This window comes from Streptomyces sp. NBC_00554, from assembly GCF_041431135.1.
Classification (GTDB): domain Bacteria; phylum Actinomycetota; class Actinomycetes; order Streptomycetales; family Streptomycetaceae; genus Streptomyces.
In genome coordinates this window covers 8,326,195-8,344,119 of sequence record NZ_CP107799.1, presented here as the reverse complement: position 1 = coordinate 8,344,119, position 17,925 = coordinate 8,326,195, and the positions used below count along the sequence as shown (strand labels likewise).

The window sequence follows — 17,925 nt, the reverse complement described above, 5'->3', positions numbered from 1 at the left end:
AACGCGGCACGGTTCTGGCGGTGGCGATGGCAGCCGGGGTGTGAAGAAGAATCGTGTGCGCGGGGCTGCGCCCGTCACGTCCGGGGACGGACAGGGCGCGCCGGCTCGCTTCGGGGCGCGAGGCTCGGGGTGGTGCGGGGGCCCTCTAGAAGGCGCACATTCGACACATACAACGAGCACCGGGCGTCATGCTCGCCTCGGTCGCAAGGATGCGGCTGCTCGTCGTGGTCATGGGATCAAGTAAAGCAGACACACAGGAGGGACCCACCACCGCTGTCCGTATACCGGACAGCGGTGGACGGTCTTCAGCCCCGGACGGAGATCTCCACTCCGTGCGCCGTGACCAGCGCGGACAGGGCGGAGAGGTTGTCGACCACGAGGTCGGCGTCCAGCTCGTGGGACTGGTGGGTTGTGGCCAACGCCACGGTGGTCATTCCGGCGGCGCGGCCCGCCTGCAGGCCTGCGGGGGCGTCCTCGAAGACCACGCAGCGGGCCGGGTCGACGCCCAGTTCACGGGCGGCGAGGAGGTAGGGCTCGGGGTCGGGCTTGCCGCGGGTGACGTCGTCGGCGGTGATCAGCGTCTTGGGGCGGATGCCGGCCTCGGCGAGCCGTGCCTCACCGAGGCGCCGGGTGGCGGAGGTGACGACGGCCCAGCGCTCGGCGGGGAGCGAGTCGAGGAACTCGGCCGTCCCGGGAAGCAGCAGAACCCCGCCCGGTACATCGTCGACCTCGAGTTGTTCGATGCGCGCGAGGGCCTCGGGGACGATGTCGGCGGGCAGCAGGTCGGCGGCTATCTCGGCGGCTGGGCGGCCGTGCAGTTCGATCCGGGCGAAGTCCTCGGCGGTGATGCCGTACTCCTCGTACCTGGGGGTCCCCCCAGGACGGAGCTTGTCGGAGTCACTGGGGGAGGGTCCAGCAGCGGTTCACGGACTCGAGGGAGGAGACGAGCGTTCCGTCGTTGTCGAAGAGGAGGGCTTCAGCGTGGATCTTCATGCCTTCGACCCTACGGGGCACCCCGGGGGCGAACGCATCGGGTCTTTCGGCCCGTAATAGGGTCGCGGCATGCTTGATGCCCTGACGGTCGCGACCGCCGTCGCCGCGCTCGCGCTCGCCGCCTGGTGCGGCTGGGCCGCCTACCGGGACCAGCCAACCAAGGACTGGCACTTCATCGGCATGGCCGTGGTGTCGCTGCTGGCCGTGATCCAGTTGGTGGTCGGCATCGTGCAGCTGGCGCGCGGCGAGAAGCCGGAGCAGGGCACGACGATCTTCGTGGCGTATCTGGTCGGCGCCTTCGCGTGCATCCCGGCCGCGGGCCTCATGTCGCTGACCGAGCGCACCCGCTGGGGATCGATCACCGTGGCCGCCGGCGGCATCGTCCTCGCCGTGCTCGAGGTGCGGCTCTATGACATCTGGGGAGGCTGAGATGACGGCCGCGGAGGAGAACGGGACCGTACCTCAGGAGAAGAAGCGGACACGGCTCATCAGCGGTCCCGGCATGCTGCTGGTCTGGCTGTACGGCGTGATGGTCGTCGGCGCCGTCTCGCGCAGCGCCGTGCAGATCTCCACGGAGTTCGACAAGGCCCCGCTCGCCTACTCGCTCTCCGCGGTCGCGGGGCTCGTCTACGGCTTCATCACGTACTCGCTCGTACGCGGCGGCGAGAGGGCCCGCAGGGCGGCGCTGGTGTGCTGCGCCGCCGAGCTCGCGGGTGTACTGATCGTCGGGACCTGGACGCTGGTGGAGCCGTCCGCCTTCCCCGACGCCACGGTGTGGTCGGACTACGGGATGGGCTATCTGTTCATCCCGGTGCTGCTGCCACTGTCGGCGATGTACTGGCTGCGCAAGGCTGCCCGTACGGCCGGTCAGTAGCTGCTGGGCTCCGGCCACGCGGTGACGGCCGGCCGGCGCGATTCGGCTGCGCCCCGAAGGGGCGCGGGGAACTGCGCGACCAGCCACGACGGCCCCGCAGACAACGCACGGCCTACCAGCGGAGCGCCTACGCGCTGGCCGCGAACGCGCCCGCGTGGGCGCCCTTAGCCAGGGTCACCAGCGTGAGCCGCTCATCCACACGCTCCGTGGAGACCTGGGCGTAACCGTGCTTGCGGTAGAGCCCCAGGTTGCGGTCGCTGCGGTGGCCGGTGAAGAGCTCGAAGGACTTGGTCGCACCGTCCGCGCCGAGCCTGGCCTCGATCGCGGCGAGCAGGCGTCCGCCCAGCCCATGGCGCTGCATACGCGGGTGGACGATGAGCTTGTTGATACGGGCGGTGCCCTCCGCGTCCACGGCGCCTCGGACCGAGGCCACCACCTCGTCCCCGAGCCTGGCCACCAGGACCGTGCCGTCGGCCAGCTCCGCCCTGAGGGAGTCGAGCGGCTGGGTCAGCGGCTCGATGCCGTAGTCGCCGTACAGCTCCGCCTCGCCCTGGTAGCAGAGGTACTGCAGCTTGAGGATCTGCTCGGCATCCTGTGCGGTCGCCGCCGAGATGGTCACGCTCATGCCCATGTGTGCACGCCTCCCGCTCACCTGTTCCACCGGTCGTCCCTCACTCCTATCCCCGCGGTTCCCCGGCCGCAACCTCCGGCGTCAGCAATCGACGGAGACATCCCAGACATCGGGAACGTTCCGGGCCCAGACTGCCCTGTGAGATACCCAACTCCCCCGCGATCTCCCGGTAGGTGAGGTCCTTCGGGGACAGCAGGGCCGCCAGCAGGCTGGGACAGCGGCCGGGCAGGCGTCGTACCGCGTCGTGCAGCGCGCGATGGCGGGCCGCGGTCATCGCCTGCTGCTCGGGGCCGGTCCCGCGGTCGTCGGCGGGATCGGCGGCGTACGGCTGTTCGACGCGGGCCCGGCGGCGGCTGCGGCGGGCCTCGGAGCGGACGGCGCGGCGCAGCCAGCCCTGCGGGTCGACCGGTGGGCCATCCGTGTCGAGTCGCTCCAGGAGGCGCAGCCAGACGGCCTGTTCCAGGTCGCCCTGTTCGGCGCCGGACGCATATGCCTCGGCCGAGGCCTCGGCGGCGAGCAGTGGGCGCAGCGTGGCAACCATGTCGTGTGTCATATGCGGCACGACGCGGCCGCCCCGGCGGATGGTTGCCGGGGCGGCCGTCTGTCACCCCAACCGGGGTGGCGGGGTCATCCGTTGACGAAGTCCGCGCGGGCGAGCACCCCGGTGTCGGCGTTGTCGGTGAAGACACCGTCGATGCCCGTGGCGAAGTAGACCTTGAAGACGCCGAAGACGTCTCCGTAGGCGTCCGCGTCGGTGCCCTTGCGGTAGGCCGGCGGCAGGAAGGGGTTCTCGTTGCGCATGGTGTACGGGTGCAGGATCAGGCCCTGCGCGTGCGCGTCCTTGACCAGCGTGGTCGGCGTCGTGAAGTTGCCGCTCGCGTCCTTCGGGATGATCAGGTCGAGCGTGGGGCCGATGCCCTGGGCGTAGGAGGCGATCTCCTTGAGGCCCTTGGGTGTGACCAGGTCGGCGACGGTGCGCGGGTCGCCGGTCGCGACGAAGTCCCAGGGGCGGGTGTTCGCGGCGGAGAGCAGGACCGCGAGCGGGTTGCCGACGAGCTTGTTCATGCGCTGGATGCTGGTCGGCTCGAAGGACTGGATGATGACGGGCGAGTTCTTCTTGTCCTTGCCCGCCTTGCGCAGGGCCTTGGCGAGCTTCTCCTCGGTGCCGAGGCCGAGCGCCCGGAAGTAGGTGGGGTGCTTGAGCTCCGGGTAGATCCAGACCTGCTTGCCGCGCTTGCGGGTCTGCTCGTCCTGCCACTTGAGCACCTCTTCGAACGTGGGGATCTCCCAGCGTCCGTTGTAGAGGGTGTTGTGCGGGCGGTTGGCGGGGATGCGCTCGATCGCCCGCAGGGTCTTCAGCTCGGCGAGCGTGAAGTCCTCCGTGAACCAGCCGGTGGTGGCGACCCCGTCGAGGCTCTTCGTGGTCTTGCGGCTGGCGAACTCGGGGTGGTCCGCGACATCCGTGGTGCCGCCGATCTCCGGCTCGTGGCGGCAGACGAGGTGACCGTCCTTGGTGGGCACCAGGTCGCCCGCCTCGACGACGTCCGCGCCGAGGTCGAGGGCCAGCTGGTACGAGCCGAAGGTGTGCTCCGGCCGGTAGCCGCTCGCCCCGCGGTGTCCGATGATCGTCGGCTTCGGCAGGCTCTGGTAGCCGCCGCCCGACTTCTGCGTGTCCGCGCGGGCCACGCCGGGCGCTCCGAGGACCGCTCCGCCCGCCCCGAGCACCGCGGCTCCGAGCAGCGTCCGCCGCGCGGTGCCCCGTTCCTGTCCGTTCGACTCCTGCGCTCCCATGACTACTCCCGCTGTAGTGCCCCCGCGCCAGTTCAAATCGGGTCGATCGTAAGTTCCCTTGCGTGACGGGAGGGAGACCTGTGGCGGAACACGTGGGTGCCCCTGCGTGTCGTACGGAATAAGCAAAGTGACGGTCCGTCGGCATCGGAGCCGCCATGCGGGGTACGCGCACAGCAGCGGCGCGCCGAACGGTCCTCGGGTGCGGCACGCGAGATCCGTCACATCGTCTCGCCCGTGTGACAGCCGCTCACCGGCACGCCACCGCAGGTAAACGTGCGTCAACAGTGCGTATCCACTCGGTGAACCCGATGTGCAATCACCCGGGAGCCGCGAGTATCGTCCTCACCTGCACAGACTCATACCGAATCCCTTGACACCGGAGGGCCCGTTGTCCCGCTTCGCGCTCATCAAGGCAGTGCTCGGACCGATCATGCGCCTGATGTTCCGCCCACGGGTGGAGGGTGCGGAGAACATCCCGGGCGAAGGTCCGGTGATCCTGGCCGGCAACCATCTCACGTTCATCGACTCGATGATCATGCCGCTGTTCTGCGACCGTCAGGTCTTCTTCATCGGCAAGGACGAGTACGTCACCGGCAAGGGCATCAAGGGCCGTCTGATGGCCTGGTTCTTCACCGGCTGCGGCATGATCCCGGTCGACCGGGACGGCGGGCGCGGCGGTGTCGCGGCGCTGATGACGGGCCGCCGGGTGCTGGAGGAGGGCAAGGTCTTCAGCATCTACCCGGAGGGCACCCGCTCCCCCGACGGCCGGCTCTACCGGGGCCGTACGGGCATCGCCCGGCTGGCGATGATGACCGGCGCGCCCATCGTCCCGTTCGCCATCATCGGCACGGACAAGATCCAGCCCGGCGGGGCGGGGTTTCCGCGGCCCGGCCGGGTCACTGTCCGCTTCGGCGAAGCCATGGAGTTCTCGCGGTACGAGGGGATGGACCGCGATCGTTACGTTCTGCGGGCTGTGACCGACTCCGTGATGACCGAGGTCATGCGGTTGTCGGGGCAGGAGTACGTGGACATGTACGCCACGAAGGCGAAAGCCGCCTAGGCGCTCCGCTGGTTTCGCCGGGGGCTGCGGGTCCGTCGTGACCTGCGGGTTCGTTGTGGCTGGTCGCGCAGTTCCCCGCGCCCCTGACGGGGCGCTCTGGTTGGGCGGAGTGTCACAGGGGCTGTTCCTCGGGTGGACCGCCGTTGGCTTGGTCGGCTCCTGGTGCCGGGAACCACAGGACGAACGTGGAGCCCTCTCCCACTCGGGAGAACAGTCGGATCTGGCCCGCGTGCGACTCCACTATCTGGCGCACTATCGCAAGGCCGAGGCCGGCGTGGCGGTCGCGGCCGCCGATGTTGCCCTTCGCTCGCCAGAAGCGGTCGAAGACGCGGGCCTGGTCGTCGTCGAGGATGCCCGGGCCCTCGTCCCGTACGGATATCCACAGCCAGCTCTCCGCCCGGCCGGCCGACACGGTGATACGGGTGCCGGGCGGAGCCAGCCGTACGGCGTTGGAGAGCAGGTTGCCGACGGCCCGGCGCAGCGCGTCGTGGTCGCCGATGACGGTCAGGCCCGTGGTCAGCCGGCGGCGCAGGACGAGCCCGCGTTCGGCCGCGAGCGACGCGAACTCCTCGCACGCCTCGGTGGCCGCGGCGGCCAGGTCGACGTCGGCGTCGGCGAGCGCGGGAGCGCTGCGGCGGGCGGTGGCGAGGAGGTCCTCCACGAGGCGGGTCATCCGGGTGGTGGCCCGGTCCACGCTTCGGGCCGCGGCCCGGCGCTCCTGCTCGTCGGACTCCTCGGCGGTGAGTACGGCGTCCAGGTTGGCTCGGATGATCGCGAGCGGGCTGCGCAGCTCGTGCGAGGCGTCGTCGATGAGCTGGCGCTGGGCGCGGAAGGCCTCGTCGAGCCGGTCGAGCATCGAGTCCACCGTGTCGGCGAGGTCGCGGAGTTCGTCCTTCGGGCCGTCCAGGCGGATGCGCTGCGACAGGTCCGTGGCCTGGATCTCGGCCGCCGTACGGGAGATGGAGCGGACGGGGCGCAGGGCACGCCCGGAGAGCACCCAGCCGATCGCGAGGCTGGTGACGGCGAGGCCGCCGAGCACGGCGAGGGAGAATCGGCGGAGGTTGGCGAGTGTCTCGTAGTTGACGGCCGCCTCGACCTCCTGGACCTTCACCGCCTCGATCTCCCCGACGTATACGTTGTCGACGTACTTCGAGGCCGTGAACTGTTTGGTGACGGGGTGCGCCTCGCCGCTGCGCTCGACCGCGAGATACGTCCCGCCGAGGACGAGCGCGGTGAGCACGAACAGCAGGCCGGAGTAGAGGACCGTGAGACGGAAGCGGATGGTGTGGGTGAAGGCGGGCAGTCGGAACGGGAGTTTCACAGTCGGCGGGCGAAGCCTGCGAAAGGAGGGTTTCACAGCCGACGGGCGAAGCCTGCGGAACGGGGCTCTCACGGCGTCTCCTTGAGCCGGTAGCCCTGCCGGATCACCGTCTCGATCAGCGGCTCCTCGCCCCCGGTGATCTTCCGGCGCAGTGAACCGACCGTGACCCGCACGGTGTTGGTGAACGGGTCGGCGTGCTCGTCCCACACGTGTTCAAGCAGTTCCTCGGTGGGCACGACGCGTCCGGGGCGGGTCATCAGATAGTGCAGGACGCCGAACTCCTTCGGCGTGAGCTGGAGCGGGCGTTCGCCCCTGAACGCCTCGAAACGCGCGGTGTCCAGGCGGAGTTCGCCCACCTCGACGACCGAGGTACCGCCGTCCTCGCGGCGCAGCAACGCCCTTATGCGGGCGAGGAGTTCGGGCAGCGCGAAGGGTTTCACCAGGTAGTCGTCGGCGCCCTCGTCGAGGCCGCGCACACGGTCGGCGAGGCGGTCCCGGGCGGTGAGCATCAGAATGCGGGGTCCTCCAGGGGTGGCCCGGACGGCCCGGCAGACCGAGAAACCGTCCCCGTCGGGCAGATTGAGGTCCAGGAGGACCAAGTCATAGTCGTTGACGGCCAGTTTCTCGGTGGCCGTGTCGACGTCCGGGGCCACGTCGACCGCGTAGCCCGCCCTGACCAGGCCGAGCCTGAGCGCGACGACCAGGTCCTCCTCGTCCTCGACCACGAGCAGTCTCATGGGCCCAGCACCCGCCCTCCGTCGTCGGCCGTTCCCGGCCGCGGTCAGCCGCCGTCGATGATCGCCCGCGCGGCGTCCATCGCGTCCGTCACGGGAATGGCGAAACCGATGCCGATGGAGCCGCCGCCCCCCTGCTGGTCCAACGTCGCGATGGCCGTATTGATGCCGATGACCCGGCCGTCGGCATCGACCAAGGGGCCGCCGGAGTTGCCCGGGTTGATCGACGCGTCGGTCTGCAGGGCGCGCCGCTGCTCGCCCTGCTCCCCCAGTGTCACCGTGCGGTCCAGGGCGCTCACGATGCCGGAGGTGACGGTGCCGCTGAGGCCGAGCGGGGAACCGATGGCCAGGACGGTGTCGCCGACTCCGGGCCGGGCGCCGGTGGCCAGTTCGGCGGCCTCCAGTCCGCGTGCCGTCTCGGGTTCGAGGACGGCGACGTCGTGGGCGGGATCGTCCCCGAGTACGTCGGCGCGCAGCCTGCGGCCGTCCTGGAGTTCTATGGTGACCTGCGAACTGCCGGACACCACATGGGCGTTGGTGAGGATTCGGCCACGCTCGTCGAAGACGAAGCCGGAACCCTGGCCTGCGTCCGTCTCGATGGACACGACACTGGGCAGAACGCGAGCGGCGACGGCTTCGAGCCCGTTCGTGCCCTGCGCGGCGGTGCTGGAGGAGGAGTCGTCGGAGTCTCCCAGCGCCCCGGCCGCGTAGCCCGCCGCGCCGCCCGCGAGGACGGCGGCGACGATCGCGGCCAGGACGGGGCGGGGTTTGCGCGGGGCGCGTTGCTCCGGGGGCGGGGGTGTGGCGTACGCAGGCGACGCGTACGTCTGCGGCGACGGCATGGGCGTCGCGAAGGGCGGTGGGGGCCGCCCGGGCAGGAACGACGGGCCGCGGGGCTCGCCGAGTCCGGGGTAGGGGCCGGAATCGGAGCCGTCGGATGCCGGGCCGGGCTGCCGGGCGGACGCCCCGGGTCCCGTGGGCTCTGTCGGCCCCGCAGGGCCGGATGGCCGGGGCGGGCCCGGCGGGCGGGACGGGTCGGGACGGTCCGAGTGGGCTGTGTGGTCTACGTGGTCTACGTGGGCGGGATATCGGTCGTCGGACACGGTCGTTCCTCCCTGGTCGGGAAACCGGAGGTGGCCGGAGCTGCCGGTCACGGAAGCCTGGAGAACCAGAGCAGTGAGGTCGCGGCGGCGGCGAGCGCGGTGACGAGCCCCGCCGCGACGAACCACTGCCAGACCTCGCGCTCCTCGGTGCGGTAACCGACGGAGCTGCCGATGTCCTCGTACACCGCCTGGAGTTCCTCCCCCGTGGCGGCTTCGTGGAAGTCGCCACCGGTGCGGGACGCCAGGTTCTCCAGGGCCGGCCCGTCGACGGGGACGCGCATGCTGTCGCCCGACGGCAGGTCGACCGTCCCGTCCTCGGTGCCGTACGCGATGGTCGAGACCGGGATCTCGTCGGCGGCCACCTCCTCGGCGGCCGATTCGACCGAGCGGCCCTGGGTGTTGGAGCCGTCCGACAGAAGCACGATGTGGGCGGGCGGTGGCTCGGTCTCGGCCTGCCGGTCGAGGGCGCGCACGGCGTCGCGGGCGGCCACGACGGCGTCGCCGATCGCCGTGCCCTGCCGCGTGGTGAGCCCTTCGATGGCCGAGCGCAGCAGATCGCGGTCGGTGGTGGGCGGGACCGCGACCGTCGCGGAGCCGCTGAACTGGACGAGCCCCGCGTTGAAGCGCTCGGGAAGCCGGTCGACGAAGGCGAGCGCGGCCTGCTGGGCGGCCTCGAACCGGGTCGGCTCGACGTCGGTCGCCTGCATGGAGGCGGACACGTCGAACGCCACGACGACGGTGGCCCGTTCACGCGGCACCCGCACCTCGGTGGTGGGCCGGGCGAACCCGAGCACCAGCAGCGCCATCGTCGCGCAGAAGGCGGCCGCGGGAATGTGCCGCCGCCGGCCGGGCCGCCTCGGCGCCACCTTGTCCAGCAGGTCGAGGTTGGTGAACCTGACGGCGTACCGCCCGCGCCTGCGCTGCACCAGCAGGTAGGCGCCGATCAGTCCGGCGAGCGGCACCAGGAGCAGCAGCCAGCCGGGCGAGTTCAGGCCCATGACGCCTCCAGTCGTACGGATATACGGTTCACGCGGCGCCGCCTCCCGCACGGCGCCGGCGGCTCTCGACATGGCGTACGACGTCACGCACCCAGTCCCGGTCGGTCCGCAGCCGGAGGTGGGCCGCGCCCGCACGACGGATCGTCGCCTTGATCAACGCCCGTTGCTCCAGCGCGGCTTCGGCGTACCGCTCGCGCAACTTCCGTGAGTGGGTGGGGATTTCACGTCTGCGGCCGGTCTCCGGGTCGACGACGGTGAGCAGTCCGACGTCGGGCAGCTCCAGTTCGCGCGGGTCGACCGTTTCGACGGCGAGTACTTGCTGGCGATGTGCGACGGTCCGCAGCGGCTGCTCCCAGCCGACCTCCAGGAAGTCGGAGACCACGGCGACCATGCCGCCGGCGGGCAGGGCGCGCAGCGAGTGCAGGGCATCGGCGAGGGTGGTCTCGGCGGTCCCCGGCGCCACCCGGGGGCGGTCGAGTGCGGCGCGCAGGATGGTGAGCAGGTGGTGGCGGCCGGTGCGGGGCGGGATCCGGACGATGCCCTGCGGCCCCGTGATCTGTGCGCCGAGCCGGTTGCCCGCCCGCTCGGTGAGGAAGGCGACGGACGCGGCGGCACCGACGGCCAGGTCGCGCTTCTCCATCCGGGCGGTGCCGAAGTCCATGCTCGCGGAGGCGTCGAGGACGATCCAGGTGGTGAGTTCGCGGTCGGCGAGGGTGAGCCGGACATGCGGGACGGTGGTGCGCGCGGTGGCGTTCCAGTCCATCCGGCGTACGTCGTCGCCGATGACGTACGGGCGGGTCTCGGACGGCTCGCTGCCGGGGCCGGGGAACAGCCCTGGGTGGTCGCCCTGGAGGATGCCGTCGGGGCGGCGAGTGAACAGCACCTCCAGGTGTTTCAGGGCCTGTTCGGGGGTGAGTTCGCGGAGGGTCGGGGAACCGGCGTTCGCGGGGGTGCCGCCTCTTTCCGGACTGCCGCTCATGCCGCTTCCCCCTCCGGGCGCGAGGCGGCCTGGCGCGGGCTGATCCGCGGCTGCTCCACCGCCGCCAGTACCTCGTCGACGATCTCGGCCCCGGTGACACCGTCGGCCATCGCGTCGAAGGACAGTACGAGGCGGTGGGCGACGACCTCGTGAGCCAGGTCGTGCACGTCCTCGGGGAGGACGTAGGCACGTCCTCGCAGCAGGGCGAGCGCGCGGGCCGCCGCCACCAGGCCGAGCGTGGCCCGGGGACCCGCGCCGTGCGCCAACCGGCGGTCGGGCCCCGCGAGTTCACGGGTCGCGCAGACCAGGCGTACGGCGTACTCGGCGACCGCGTGGTGCACGAACACCTCGTCGGCGGAGCGCTGGAGCGCGATCAGCCGGTCGGGGGTGAGGACGGGGCGCGCCCGGGGCGGGTCGACGCTCATCCGGTAGAGGATCGCGAGCTCCTCGGACTCGCTGGGTGTGGTGATGTCGACCTTGAGCAGGAAGCGGTCGCGCTGTGCTTCGGGGAGTTGGTAGACGCCCTCGGACTCGATGGGGTTCTGGGTGGCGAGTACGAGGAACGGCTGGGGGACGGGGATGGTGGTGCCGCCGATGGTCACCTGCTGCTCGCCCATCACCTCGAGCAGCGCGGACTGCACCTTGGCGGGGGCGCGGTTGATCTCGTCGGCGAGCACGAAGTTGGCGACGACCGGGCCCGGTTCGACGCTGAACGTCTCCTGGGACGGGCGGTAGACGCGGGTGCCGGTAATGTCGGAGGGGACGAGGTCGGGGGTGAACTGCAGCCGGGCGAACCGTCCGCCCGCGACCTGCGCGAGCGTCTTCGCGGCGAGCGTCTTGGCGACGCCGGGCACGCCTTGCAGCAGGCAGTGGCCGCGGGCCAGGACCGCGGTGAACATCCGCTCCACCATGCGGTCCTGACCGACGATCACTCGCTTGACCTCGAAGAGGGCTTCTTCGAGAAGCTTGTCCTCGCTTCCCCGTTCCGGGGCGGTCACAGCGCCTCGGCGGCGTCCGACGGAGTGGTGCCGCCGGTTCCGTTCTTCTCGGGGCAGTCCTCGCGGCCGGCGGCCCCGCTGCCCGGGGTGTCCTCCTCGACGACGAAGCGAGTCTGTCCGCCGGAGGCCTCACCACCGTCGGAGGCGATCGCGACGCCGCCTCCGGCCAGGCCCAAAGCGGCCAGAACGGCGGCGGCGACAACGGTGTTACGGGTACGACGTGTCATGGTCAGTGGCTCCTTCGGCCGTGTGGGACGACGTCCGGTACGGAGCCAAGACCATCAGGTGAATGCGAAAGCGGGCTTAAAGCCCGCGTCCGCTTACGGGTGTTCGGTGCCTTGCAGGTGTTCGGCGCCTTACAGGTTGCTCGGTGCCTTACAGGTGCTCGGTGCCTTACGGGTGCTCGATGCCCTCCTCCAGCTTCTGCCCCCGCAGCAGGAACCAGGCCGCCGCGGCCGTGACCAGCAGCACCACCGCTCCGATGCCCGCGGCGAGCGTGAGCCCGTCGACGAACGCGGTGCGGGCCGAGTCCATCAGGGCCGCCGCGGTGTCCGCGGGCAGCCCGGCCGCCGACTCGGCGGCGCCGCCGAGCGACTCGTGGGCCTCGGCCGGTGTGCCGGCGGGGCCGGTGAAGCCCGCGTACACACCGGTCACGATCGAGCCGAGGAGCGCGATGCCCAGGGCGGCACCGAGTTCGTACGCCGTCTCGGAGACCGCGGACGCGGCGCCCGCCTGCTCCTTGGGCACGCTGGAGAGGATCACGTCGGCGGTGACGGTGAAGGAGAACCCCGCGCCGATGCCGACGACCAGCAGCGCGGTGCCGAGCAGCGGGTAGCCGGTGGACTGGTCCAGCAGGGTGAGCGCGGCGAGCGCCAGGCCGACCGCGCCGAGACCGGCGGAGACCACGGCACGCACCGAGAACCGCCGCGCGACCGTCCCCGCGATGAGGCCCGCCGCCACCGCGCCGATGGCGGCGGGCAGTTCGGCGAGTCCGGCCTCGAACGGGCCCCTGCCCTGCACGAGTTGCAGGTACTGCGAGAGGAAGAAGACCAGCCCGGACAGTCCGAGGATGGTGAAGAGGTCGGCCAGTACGGCTCCGGAGAAGCCGCGGTGGCGGAACAGCCGCATGTCCAACAGCGGCGAGGGAAGCGTGAGTTGGCGTCGTACGAACCAGTAGAGGGCGCCCGATCCGAGCAGGCCCACGGTGACCGCCTGCCACTCGATGCCGTGCGTGGCGGCCTCCTTCACCGCGTACACGATGCCGATCATGCCGACGAGTGAGAGGCCGACGCTGGTCAGGTCCCACGGGCCGGGGTTCGGGTTGCGCGACTCCGGCAGCAGCTTGATGCCGACGAGGACGAGGACGGCCATCACGGGCAGGTTGATCAGGAAGACCGAGCCCCACCAGAAGTGTTCGAGCAGGAAGCCGCCGACCACGGGGCCCAGGGCCGCACCGGCGGAGGCGGTCGCGCCCCAGATGCCGATGGCGAGGCTGCGCTCGCGCGGGTCGTGGAAGAGGTTGCGGATCAGGGCGAGCGTGGCGGGCATCAGGGTCGCGCCCGCGACACCGAGCAACGCCCGCGCCACGATCATCAGTTCGGGCGTCGTCGCGTAGGCGTTGAGCACGGATATCGCGCCGAACGCCGTGGCGCCGATCAGCAGCAGCTTCTTGCGGCCGATGCGGTCGCCCAGGCTGCCCATGGAGACGAGCAGGCCCGCGATCACGAAGGAGTAGACGTCACCGATCCACAGGAGCTGCGTCCCGGACGGCTTCAGGTCCTCGCTGATGTACGGGGTGGCGAGGCCGAGGACGGTCGCGTCGACGGCCACCAGCAGCACGGCCAGGACGAGGACGGAGAGCGCCAGCCAACGGCCCGGGCGCTTCTCCACCTCCGCCACGGATACCGGCTGCAGCGTGCTGGTCATGATTCCTCTCTCCTTAGGGCACCACCGAGCAACAGCTCGACGGTCATGAAATGGAAGTCCTTGGCGGCCACGCGGCCGTCCATCACGGCCCAGGCGCCCGAGGCCATCAGGCCGTAGAGCGCCTCGGTGAGCCAGGCCGGGCTGAGGTCGATACGGAACTCGCCGCTCTCCTGGCCGCGCCGGAACAGATCGCCGATGCGCTGGTCGAGGTGGGCCCAGCCCACGTGCTGTGCGTCGCCCTCGAAGAGCTGGTTCTCGGTGTAGAGGAAGGCGAGCAGTGCGGCGACGGGTTCGATCTCCGCCACCAGCCGTCGCACGGCTTCGCTCGCACTGCCCTCGTCGAGCCGGGCCCCGTCGAGGGCCGCGTCGCACTCCCGGATGCCGAGTTCTTCGAGCGCCCGGACGAGCGCGTCCCGCCCCGCGAACTGGCGGTGCAGCGTGGCCCGGCTGATCCCGGCCGCCTTGGCAACCTCGTCCATGGTGGCGGTGGATTTCCGGGTGAGCAGGGCGGCTGCGCTGCGCAGCACATGTTCACGGTCGACAGCCATGAGACAACCATAACCCATATGAGACATGATTGTCTCACCAGAAGCGCGCGGGTCTCACCTTTCAGGGCCGATCAAGGTGCTCAGTGCCAGGGCAGCTGCCCGCGCCGCTCCCAGTAGGCGACCGGCTCCTCCGCCAGCGCGTCGAGCTTGGCCAGCTGATCGTCGTCGAGGTCCACGACCGCCGCGTGCAGGTTCGAGGCGAGCTGGTTGACGGTGGCCGCGCCGGAGAGGACGACTCCGGCCCAGGGCTGCCTCAGCACGAGAGCGAGGGCAACCGCGTCGGCGCCGAGTCCGGCCTCCCCGGCGATGTCCCGCAGAACGCCCGGGGCGTGCTCGGCCGCGAGGCGTCCGTTGGCCATGCCCTCCTTGACGATCACGGTGAGTCCGGCGTCGTGGGCTTCGGCGAGGGCGGGTGCGGCCGAAGTCTCCAGCGCGTTGTAGGTGGCCTGGACGGTACGGAAGAGCGGCTCGCCGTCCGCTGTCACGGCGAGCGCGGCACGGATCGCGTCGGCCTGGGCGGGCCCGCTGGTGGAGAAGCCGATCGAGAGCCCCTGGGCGGCCGCGTCGGCCAGCTTGGCGTGGAGCTCCTTGTCGGTGAGGGCCGGGCTGTCCGGGGTTACCGAGTGGATCTGGTAGAGGTCGAGGCGGTCGCCGAGCAGCTCGGCGGTTTCGCTGCGCTGGCGGTCGTAGGCCTGGACGCTGTGGTCCTTGACCTCGTGTTTCTCGGCGTCGGTGGACCAGCCGGCGGTGTAGGTGTAGCCCCACTTGCTGCCGATCACGACGTCGTCGATGTCGGGCCGGGCGTTCAGCCAGTCGGCGAGGAACTCCTCGGAGCGGCCGTAGGAGCGGGCCGCGTCGAAGTAGCGGACGCCCTGGAAGTAGGCGGCGTCGAGGAGTTCGTGGGTACGGGCGCGCAGGGTCTCGACGCTGCGGTTCTCTCCGAGGTCGCCCTCACGGCCGAGGTTGATGTAGCCGGGGCGGCCGACCGCTGCGAGGCCCAGGCCGATGTGGCACGTGGGCGTTGTGGCGGTCGCGAGACGGGCGAAGGGCATCGCGGGCTCCGTTCGGTCGGCTCCGACCAACGTAACCCGCGATGACCTTCAGCTCCCGCCTCAGAGCTCGGTTTGCACGGTGCTTTGGCGGCTGCGGCTTCGTCGTGGCTTGTCGCGCCCACGCGGCGGAGCCGCAAATCGATACAGCCCCGCGCCCCTAAGGGGGCGCTCCTCTACCGCTTCTCTTTCGCCGTGGCCCACTCGTGCTGGGCCGCCACGTCCGTCTTCACCTCTGCCAGCTGGATCGCGACCGCGCTCGGCGCCGTACCTCCCCGGCCGTCGCGGGACGCGAGCGCCCCGTGGACGTTGAGGACGGAGCGCACCTCGGGGGTCAGGTGCGCGGAGATCTTCGCGAACTGCTCGTCGGTCAGGCCGTCCAGTTCGATGCCGTCGGCCTCGGCGACCTTCACGCACTCGCCCGCGACCTCGTGCGCGACGCGGAACGGCACACCCTGCTTGACCAGCCACTCGGCGATGTCGGTAGCGAGCGAGAAGCCGGCTGGGGCCAGCTCCTCCATGCGCTCGCGGTTGACGGTCAGGGTCGCCATCATGCCGGTGAAGGCGGGGAGCAGGACCTCGAGCTGGTCGCAGGAGTCGAAGACCGGCTCCTTGTCCTCCTGGAGATCGCGGTTGTACGCGAGCGGGAGGGCCTTGAGGGTCGCCATCAGGCCGGTCAGATTGCCGATGAGGCGGCCGCTCTTGCCGCGCGCCAACTCGGCGATGTCCGGGTTCTTCTTCTGCGGCATGATCGAGGAGCCGGTGGAGAACGCGTCGTGGAGGGTGACGAAGGAGAACTCCTTCGTGTTCCAGATGATGATCTCTTCGGCGATCCGGGACAGGTTCACGCCGATCATCGCGGTGATGAAGGCGAACTCGGCGACGAAGTCGCGGGAGGCCGTGCCGTCGATGGAGTTGCCCACGCTGCCGTGCTCGAAGCCCAGGTCCTTCGCCACCGCCTCCGGGTCGAGGCCCAGCGAGGAACCGGCCAGGGCGCCCGAGCCGTACGGGGAGACCGCCGTGCGCTCGTCCCACTGGCGCAGCCGTTCGGCGTCCCGGGAAAGCGACTGGGCGTGCGCGAGGACGTGGTGCGCGAAGAGCACCGGCTGGGCGTGCTGGAGGTGCGTGCGGCCGGGCATCGCGACGTCCGGGTGGGCCTCGGCCAGGCCGACCAGGGCGTCCTGGAGGTCGGCGATCAGACCGCCGATGACGCGGGCGTGGTCGCGCAGGTACATCCGGAAGAGGGTCGCGACCTGGTCGTTGCGGGAGCGGCCCGCGCGGAGCTTGCCGCCGAGGTCGGCGCCGATGCGCTCCAACAGGCCGCGCTCCAGGGCCGTATGAACGTCCTCGTCGGCGATGGTGCCGACCAGGACACCTGATGCCACATCCGCTTCGAGCCGGTCGAGGCCCGCGAGCATGCGCGTCAGCTCGTCCTCGGTGAGCAGGCCCGCCTTGTGCAGCACGCGCGCGTGGGCACGCGATCCGGCGATGTCGTACGGCGCGAGGCGCCAGTCGAAATGGACGGACGCGGACAGCTTGGCCAGGGCCTCGGCGGGACCGTCGGCGAAACGGCCGCCCCAGAGCCGTACGTCACCGCTGTTGCTGCTCACTTGCGTTGCTCCTCAAAGCTGTTGATGTGCCACCGCCTCCGCACCAAGGGGTGAGGAGGCGGTCGTCAGGCTAGTACGGACGAGACCTACACCTGCAGATACAGGCGAGACCTACGCCTGGTCCCGCTTCGCCGCGATCTTCGACGACAGGCTGTAGATATCGATGAAGCCCTTGGCCGCGGCCTGGTCGAACGAGTCGCCCGTGTCGTACGTGGCGAGGTTGAAGTCGTACAGCGAGGTGTCCGAGCGCCGGCCGGTGACGACGGCGCGGCCGCCGTGCAGGGTCATCCGGATGTCGCCGTTGACGTGCTGGTTGGCCTCGGTGATGAAGCCGTCGAGGGCGCGCTTGAGCGGGGAGAACCACTGGCCGTCGTAGACCAGTTCGCCCCAGCGCTGCTCGACCTGCCGCTTGTAGCGGGCGAGTTCGCGCTCGACGGTGACGTTCTCCAGCTCCTGGTGGGCGGTGATCAGGGCGATCGCGCCCGGAGCCTCGTACACCTCACGGGACTTGATGCCGACAAGCCGGTCCTCGACCATGTCGATCCGGCCGATGCCCTGGGCGCCCGCGCGCTCATTGAGCTGCTGAATGGCCTGGAGGACGGTGACGGGCTTGCCGTCGATGGCGACCGGGACGCCCTCCTTGAAGGAGATGACGACCTCGTCGGCCTCACGGGTCTCGGCCGGGTTCGAGGTGTACTCGTAGATGTCCTCGATCGGCGCGTTCCAGATGTCCTCCAGGAAGCCCGTCTCGACGGCGCGCCCGAAGACGTTCTGGTCGATGGAGTACGGGGACTTCTTGGAGGTGGCGATGGGGAGGTTCTTCGCCTCGCAGAAGGCGATCGCCTTGTCGCGGGTCATCGCGTAGTCGCGGACCGGGGCGATGCACTGGAGGTCGGGGGCGAGGGCGACGATGCCCGCCTCGAAGCGGACCTGGTCGTTGCCCTTGCCGGTGCAGCCGTGCGCGACCGTGGTGGCGCCGTGCTTCTGGGCGGCGGCGACGAGGTGCTTGACGATCGTCGGCCGGGAGAGGGCGGAGACCAGCGGGTAGCGGTCCATGTAAAGGGCGTTGGCCTTGATCGCCGGGAGGCAGTACTCCTCGGCGAACTCGTCCTTGGCGTCCGCGACCTCGGCCTCGACGGCACCGCAGGCGAGCGCGCGCTTGCGGATGACGTCCAGGTCCTCGCCGCCCTGGCCGACGTCCACTGCGACGGCGATGACCTCGGCGCCCGTCTCCTCGGCGATCCAGCCGATGGCGACGGAGGTGTCCAGACCGCCTGAGTAGGCGAGTACGACGCGCTCGGCCACGGGTT

General features: G+C 70.7%; 18 protein-coding genes and 1 pseudogene. 3 read left to right on the top strand and 16 right to left on the bottom strand.

The window, feature by feature from the left end; all coding sequences use genetic code 11:
- Window positions 1-305 precede the first annotated feature (305 nt).
- A pseudogene (locus OG266_RS36830) lies at window positions 306-993 on the bottom strand (HAD family hydrolase).
- 69 nt (window positions 994-1,062) lie between these two features.
- On the opposite strand from OG266_RS36830, the gene OG266_RS36825 reads away from it, so the two are divergent.
- Together OG266_RS36825 and OG266_RS36820 are read left to right on the top strand one after the other, a co-directional pair.
- Window positions 1,063-1,422, top strand: coding sequence for a hypothetical protein (locus OG266_RS36825; protein WP_266467374.1), 360 nt, complete (start codon window positions 1,063-1,065; stop codon window positions 1,420-1,422).
- A gap of 1 nt (window position 1,423) precedes the next feature.
- On the top strand, window positions 1,424-1,867 hold the full coding sequence (locus tag OG266_RS36820) for a hypothetical protein (RefSeq protein ID WP_266467372.1): 444 nt from the start codon (window positions 1,424-1,426) through the stop codon (window positions 1,865-1,867).
- 127 nt (window positions 1,868-1,994) lie between these two features.
- Here OG266_RS36820 and OG266_RS36815 read toward each other — a convergent pair whose 3' ends face one another.
- From OG266_RS36815 to OG266_RS36805, 3 genes are all read right to left on the bottom strand, one after another.
- On the bottom strand, window positions 1,995-2,498 hold the full coding sequence (locus OG266_RS36815) for a GNAT family N-acetyltransferase (RefSeq protein ID WP_371551040.1): 504 nt from the start codon (window positions 2,496-2,498) through the stop codon (window positions 1,995-1,997).
- A 46-nt stretch (window positions 2,499-2,544) separates the two neighbouring features.
- Window positions 2,545-3,051: a sigma-70 family RNA polymerase sigma factor gene (locus OG266_RS36810; protein WP_266824896.1), complete on the bottom strand. Its 507-nt coding sequence runs from the start codon at window positions 3,049-3,051 to the stop codon at window positions 2,545-2,547.
- A 74-nt stretch (window positions 3,052-3,125) separates the two neighbouring features.
- Window positions 3,126-4,289 (bottom strand): glycerophosphodiester phosphodiesterase, encoded by a 1,164-nt coding sequence (locus OG266_RS36805; protein WP_371551038.1) that lies wholly within the window; start codon window positions 4,287-4,289, stop codon window positions 3,126-3,128.
- Between the two features lie 388 nt (window positions 4,290-4,677).
- Here OG266_RS36805 and OG266_RS36800 point away from each other — a divergent pair, with 388 nt between their 5' ends.
- Window positions 4,678-5,349, top strand: coding sequence for a 1-acyl-sn-glycerol-3-phosphate acyltransferase (locus tag OG266_RS36800; protein ID WP_266467359.1), 672 nt, complete (start codon window positions 4,678-4,680; stop codon window positions 5,347-5,349).
- Window positions 5,350-5,461: 112 nt separating this feature from the next.
- Here OG266_RS36800 and OG266_RS36795 read toward each other — a convergent pair whose 3' ends face one another.
- From OG266_RS36795 to OG266_RS36740, 12 genes are all read right to left on the bottom strand, one after another.
- Window positions 5,462-6,670 (bottom strand): sensor histidine kinase, encoded by a 1,209-nt coding sequence (locus OG266_RS36795; RefSeq protein WP_371551036.1) that lies wholly within the window; start codon window positions 6,668-6,670, stop codon window positions 5,462-5,464.
- A 68-nt stretch (window positions 6,671-6,738) separates the two neighbouring features.
- Window positions 6,739-7,407: a response regulator transcription factor gene (locus OG266_RS36790; RefSeq protein WP_266467353.1), complete on the bottom strand. Its 669-nt coding sequence runs from the start codon at window positions 7,405-7,407 to the stop codon at window positions 6,739-6,741.
- Window positions 7,408-7,451: 44 nt separating this feature from the next.
- Window positions 7,452-8,246 carry a S1C family serine protease gene (locus OG266_RS36785; protein ID WP_371551034.1) on the bottom strand — a complete coding sequence of 265 codons (795 nt, stop codon included), beginning with the start codon at window positions 8,244-8,246 and terminating at the stop codon, window positions 7,452-7,454.
- Between the two features lie 308 nt (window positions 8,247-8,554).
- Window positions 8,555-9,505, bottom strand: a complete 951-nt coding sequence (locus tag OG266_RS36780; protein ID WP_371551032.1) for a VWA domain-containing protein — start codon at window positions 9,503-9,505, stop codon at window positions 8,555-8,557.
- A 28-nt stretch (window positions 9,506-9,533) separates the two neighbouring features.
- Window positions 9,534-10,484, bottom strand: a complete 951-nt coding sequence (locus tag OG266_RS36775) for a DUF58 domain-containing protein (RefSeq protein ID WP_371551031.1) — start codon at window positions 10,482-10,484, stop codon at window positions 9,534-9,536.
- Entirely contained in the window at window positions 10,481-11,482 is a 1,002-nt protein-coding gene (locus OG266_RS36770) for a MoxR family ATPase (protein ID WP_326724297.1), read from the bottom strand. The genes OG266_RS36775 and OG266_RS36770 overlap by 4 nt, the downstream gene beginning before the upstream one ends.
- Window positions 11,479-11,709 (bottom strand): hypothetical protein, encoded by a 231-nt coding sequence (locus OG266_RS36765; protein ID WP_371551029.1) that lies wholly within the window; start codon window positions 11,707-11,709, stop codon window positions 11,479-11,481. The genes OG266_RS36770 and OG266_RS36765 overlap by 4 nt, the downstream gene beginning before the upstream one ends.
- Window positions 11,710-11,875: 166 nt before the next feature.
- Window positions 11,876-13,408 carry an MFS transporter gene (locus tag OG266_RS36760; RefSeq protein ID WP_371551027.1) on the bottom strand — a complete coding sequence of 511 codons (1,533 nt, stop codon included), beginning with the start codon at window positions 13,406-13,408 and terminating at the stop codon, window positions 11,876-11,878.
- Window positions 13,405-13,956: a TetR/AcrR family transcriptional regulator gene (locus OG266_RS36755; RefSeq protein WP_266467332.1), complete on the bottom strand. Its 552-nt coding sequence runs from the start codon at window positions 13,954-13,956 to the stop codon at window positions 13,405-13,407. The genes OG266_RS36760 and OG266_RS36755 overlap by 4 nt, the downstream gene beginning before the upstream one ends.
- A gap of 80 nt (window positions 13,957-14,036) precedes the next feature.
- Window positions 14,037-15,008 carry an aldo/keto reductase gene (locus tag OG266_RS36750; protein ID WP_371551024.1) on the bottom strand — a complete coding sequence of 324 codons (972 nt, stop codon included), beginning with the start codon at window positions 15,006-15,008 and terminating at the stop codon, window positions 14,037-14,039.
- A 173-nt stretch (window positions 15,009-15,181) separates the two neighbouring features.
- Complete coding sequence (gene argH / locus OG266_RS36745) at window positions 15,182-16,615, bottom strand: argininosuccinate lyase (RefSeq protein WP_371551022.1); 1,434 nt, start codon at window positions 16,613-16,615, stop codon at window positions 15,182-15,184.
- A gap of 111 nt (window positions 16,616-16,726) precedes the next feature.
- On the bottom strand, window positions 16,727-17,920 hold the full coding sequence (locus OG266_RS36740) for an argininosuccinate synthase (RefSeq protein WP_326724291.1): 1,194 nt from the start codon (window positions 17,918-17,920) through the stop codon (window positions 16,727-16,729).
- Between the last annotated feature and the right edge of the window lie 5 nt (window positions 17,921-17,925).

Excerpts from the sequence above, each read along its gene's own strand:
- OG266_RS36825 (WP_266467374.1), top strand. The coding sequence starts at position 1,063 with ATGCTTGATGCCCTGACGGTCGCGACCGCCGTCGCCGCGCTCGCGCTC.
- OG266_RS36820 (WP_266467372.1), top strand. The coding sequence starts at position 1,424 with ATGACGGCCGCGGAGGAGAACGGGACCGTACCTCAGGAGAAGAAGCGG.
- OG266_RS36815 (WP_371551040.1), bottom strand. The coding sequence starts at position 2,498 with ATGGGCATGAGCGTGACCATCTCGGCGGCGACCGCACAGGATGCCGAG.
- OG266_RS36810 (WP_266824896.1), bottom strand. The coding sequence starts at position 3,051 with ATGACACACGACATGGTTGCCACGCTGCGCCCACTGCTCGCCGCCGAG.
- OG266_RS36805 (WP_371551038.1), bottom strand. The coding sequence starts at position 4,289 with ATGGGAGCGCAGGAGTCGAACGGACAGGAACGGGGCACCGCGCGGCGG.
- OG266_RS36790 (WP_266467353.1), bottom strand. The coding sequence starts at position 7,407 with ATGAGACTGCTCGTGGTCGAGGACGAGGAGGACCTGGTCGTCGCGCTC.
- OG266_RS36785 (WP_371551034.1), bottom strand. The coding sequence starts at position 8,246 with ATGCCGTCGCCGCAGACGTACGCGTCGCCTGCGTACGCCACACCCCCG.
- OG266_RS36780 (WP_371551032.1), bottom strand. The coding sequence starts at position 9,505 with ATGGGCCTGAACTCGCCCGGCTGGCTGCTGCTCCTGGTGCCGCTCGCC.
- OG266_RS36775 (WP_371551031.1), bottom strand. The coding sequence starts at position 10,484 with ATGAGCGGCAGTCCGGAAAGAGGCGGCACCCCCGCGAACGCCGGTTCC.
- OG266_RS36765 (WP_371551029.1), bottom strand. The coding sequence starts at position 11,709 with ATGACACGTCGTACCCGTAACACCGTTGTCGCCGCCGCCGTTCTGGCC.
- OG266_RS36760 (WP_371551027.1), bottom strand. The coding sequence starts at position 13,408 with ATGACCAGCACGCTGCAGCCGGTATCCGTGGCGGAGGTGGAGAAGCGC.
- OG266_RS36755 (WP_266467332.1), bottom strand. The coding sequence starts at position 13,956 with ATGGCTGTCGACCGTGAACATGTGCTGCGCAGCGCAGCCGCCCTGCTC.
- OG266_RS36750 (WP_371551024.1), bottom strand. The coding sequence starts at position 15,008 with ATGCCCTTCGCCCGTCTCGCGACCGCCACAACGCCCACGTGCCACATC.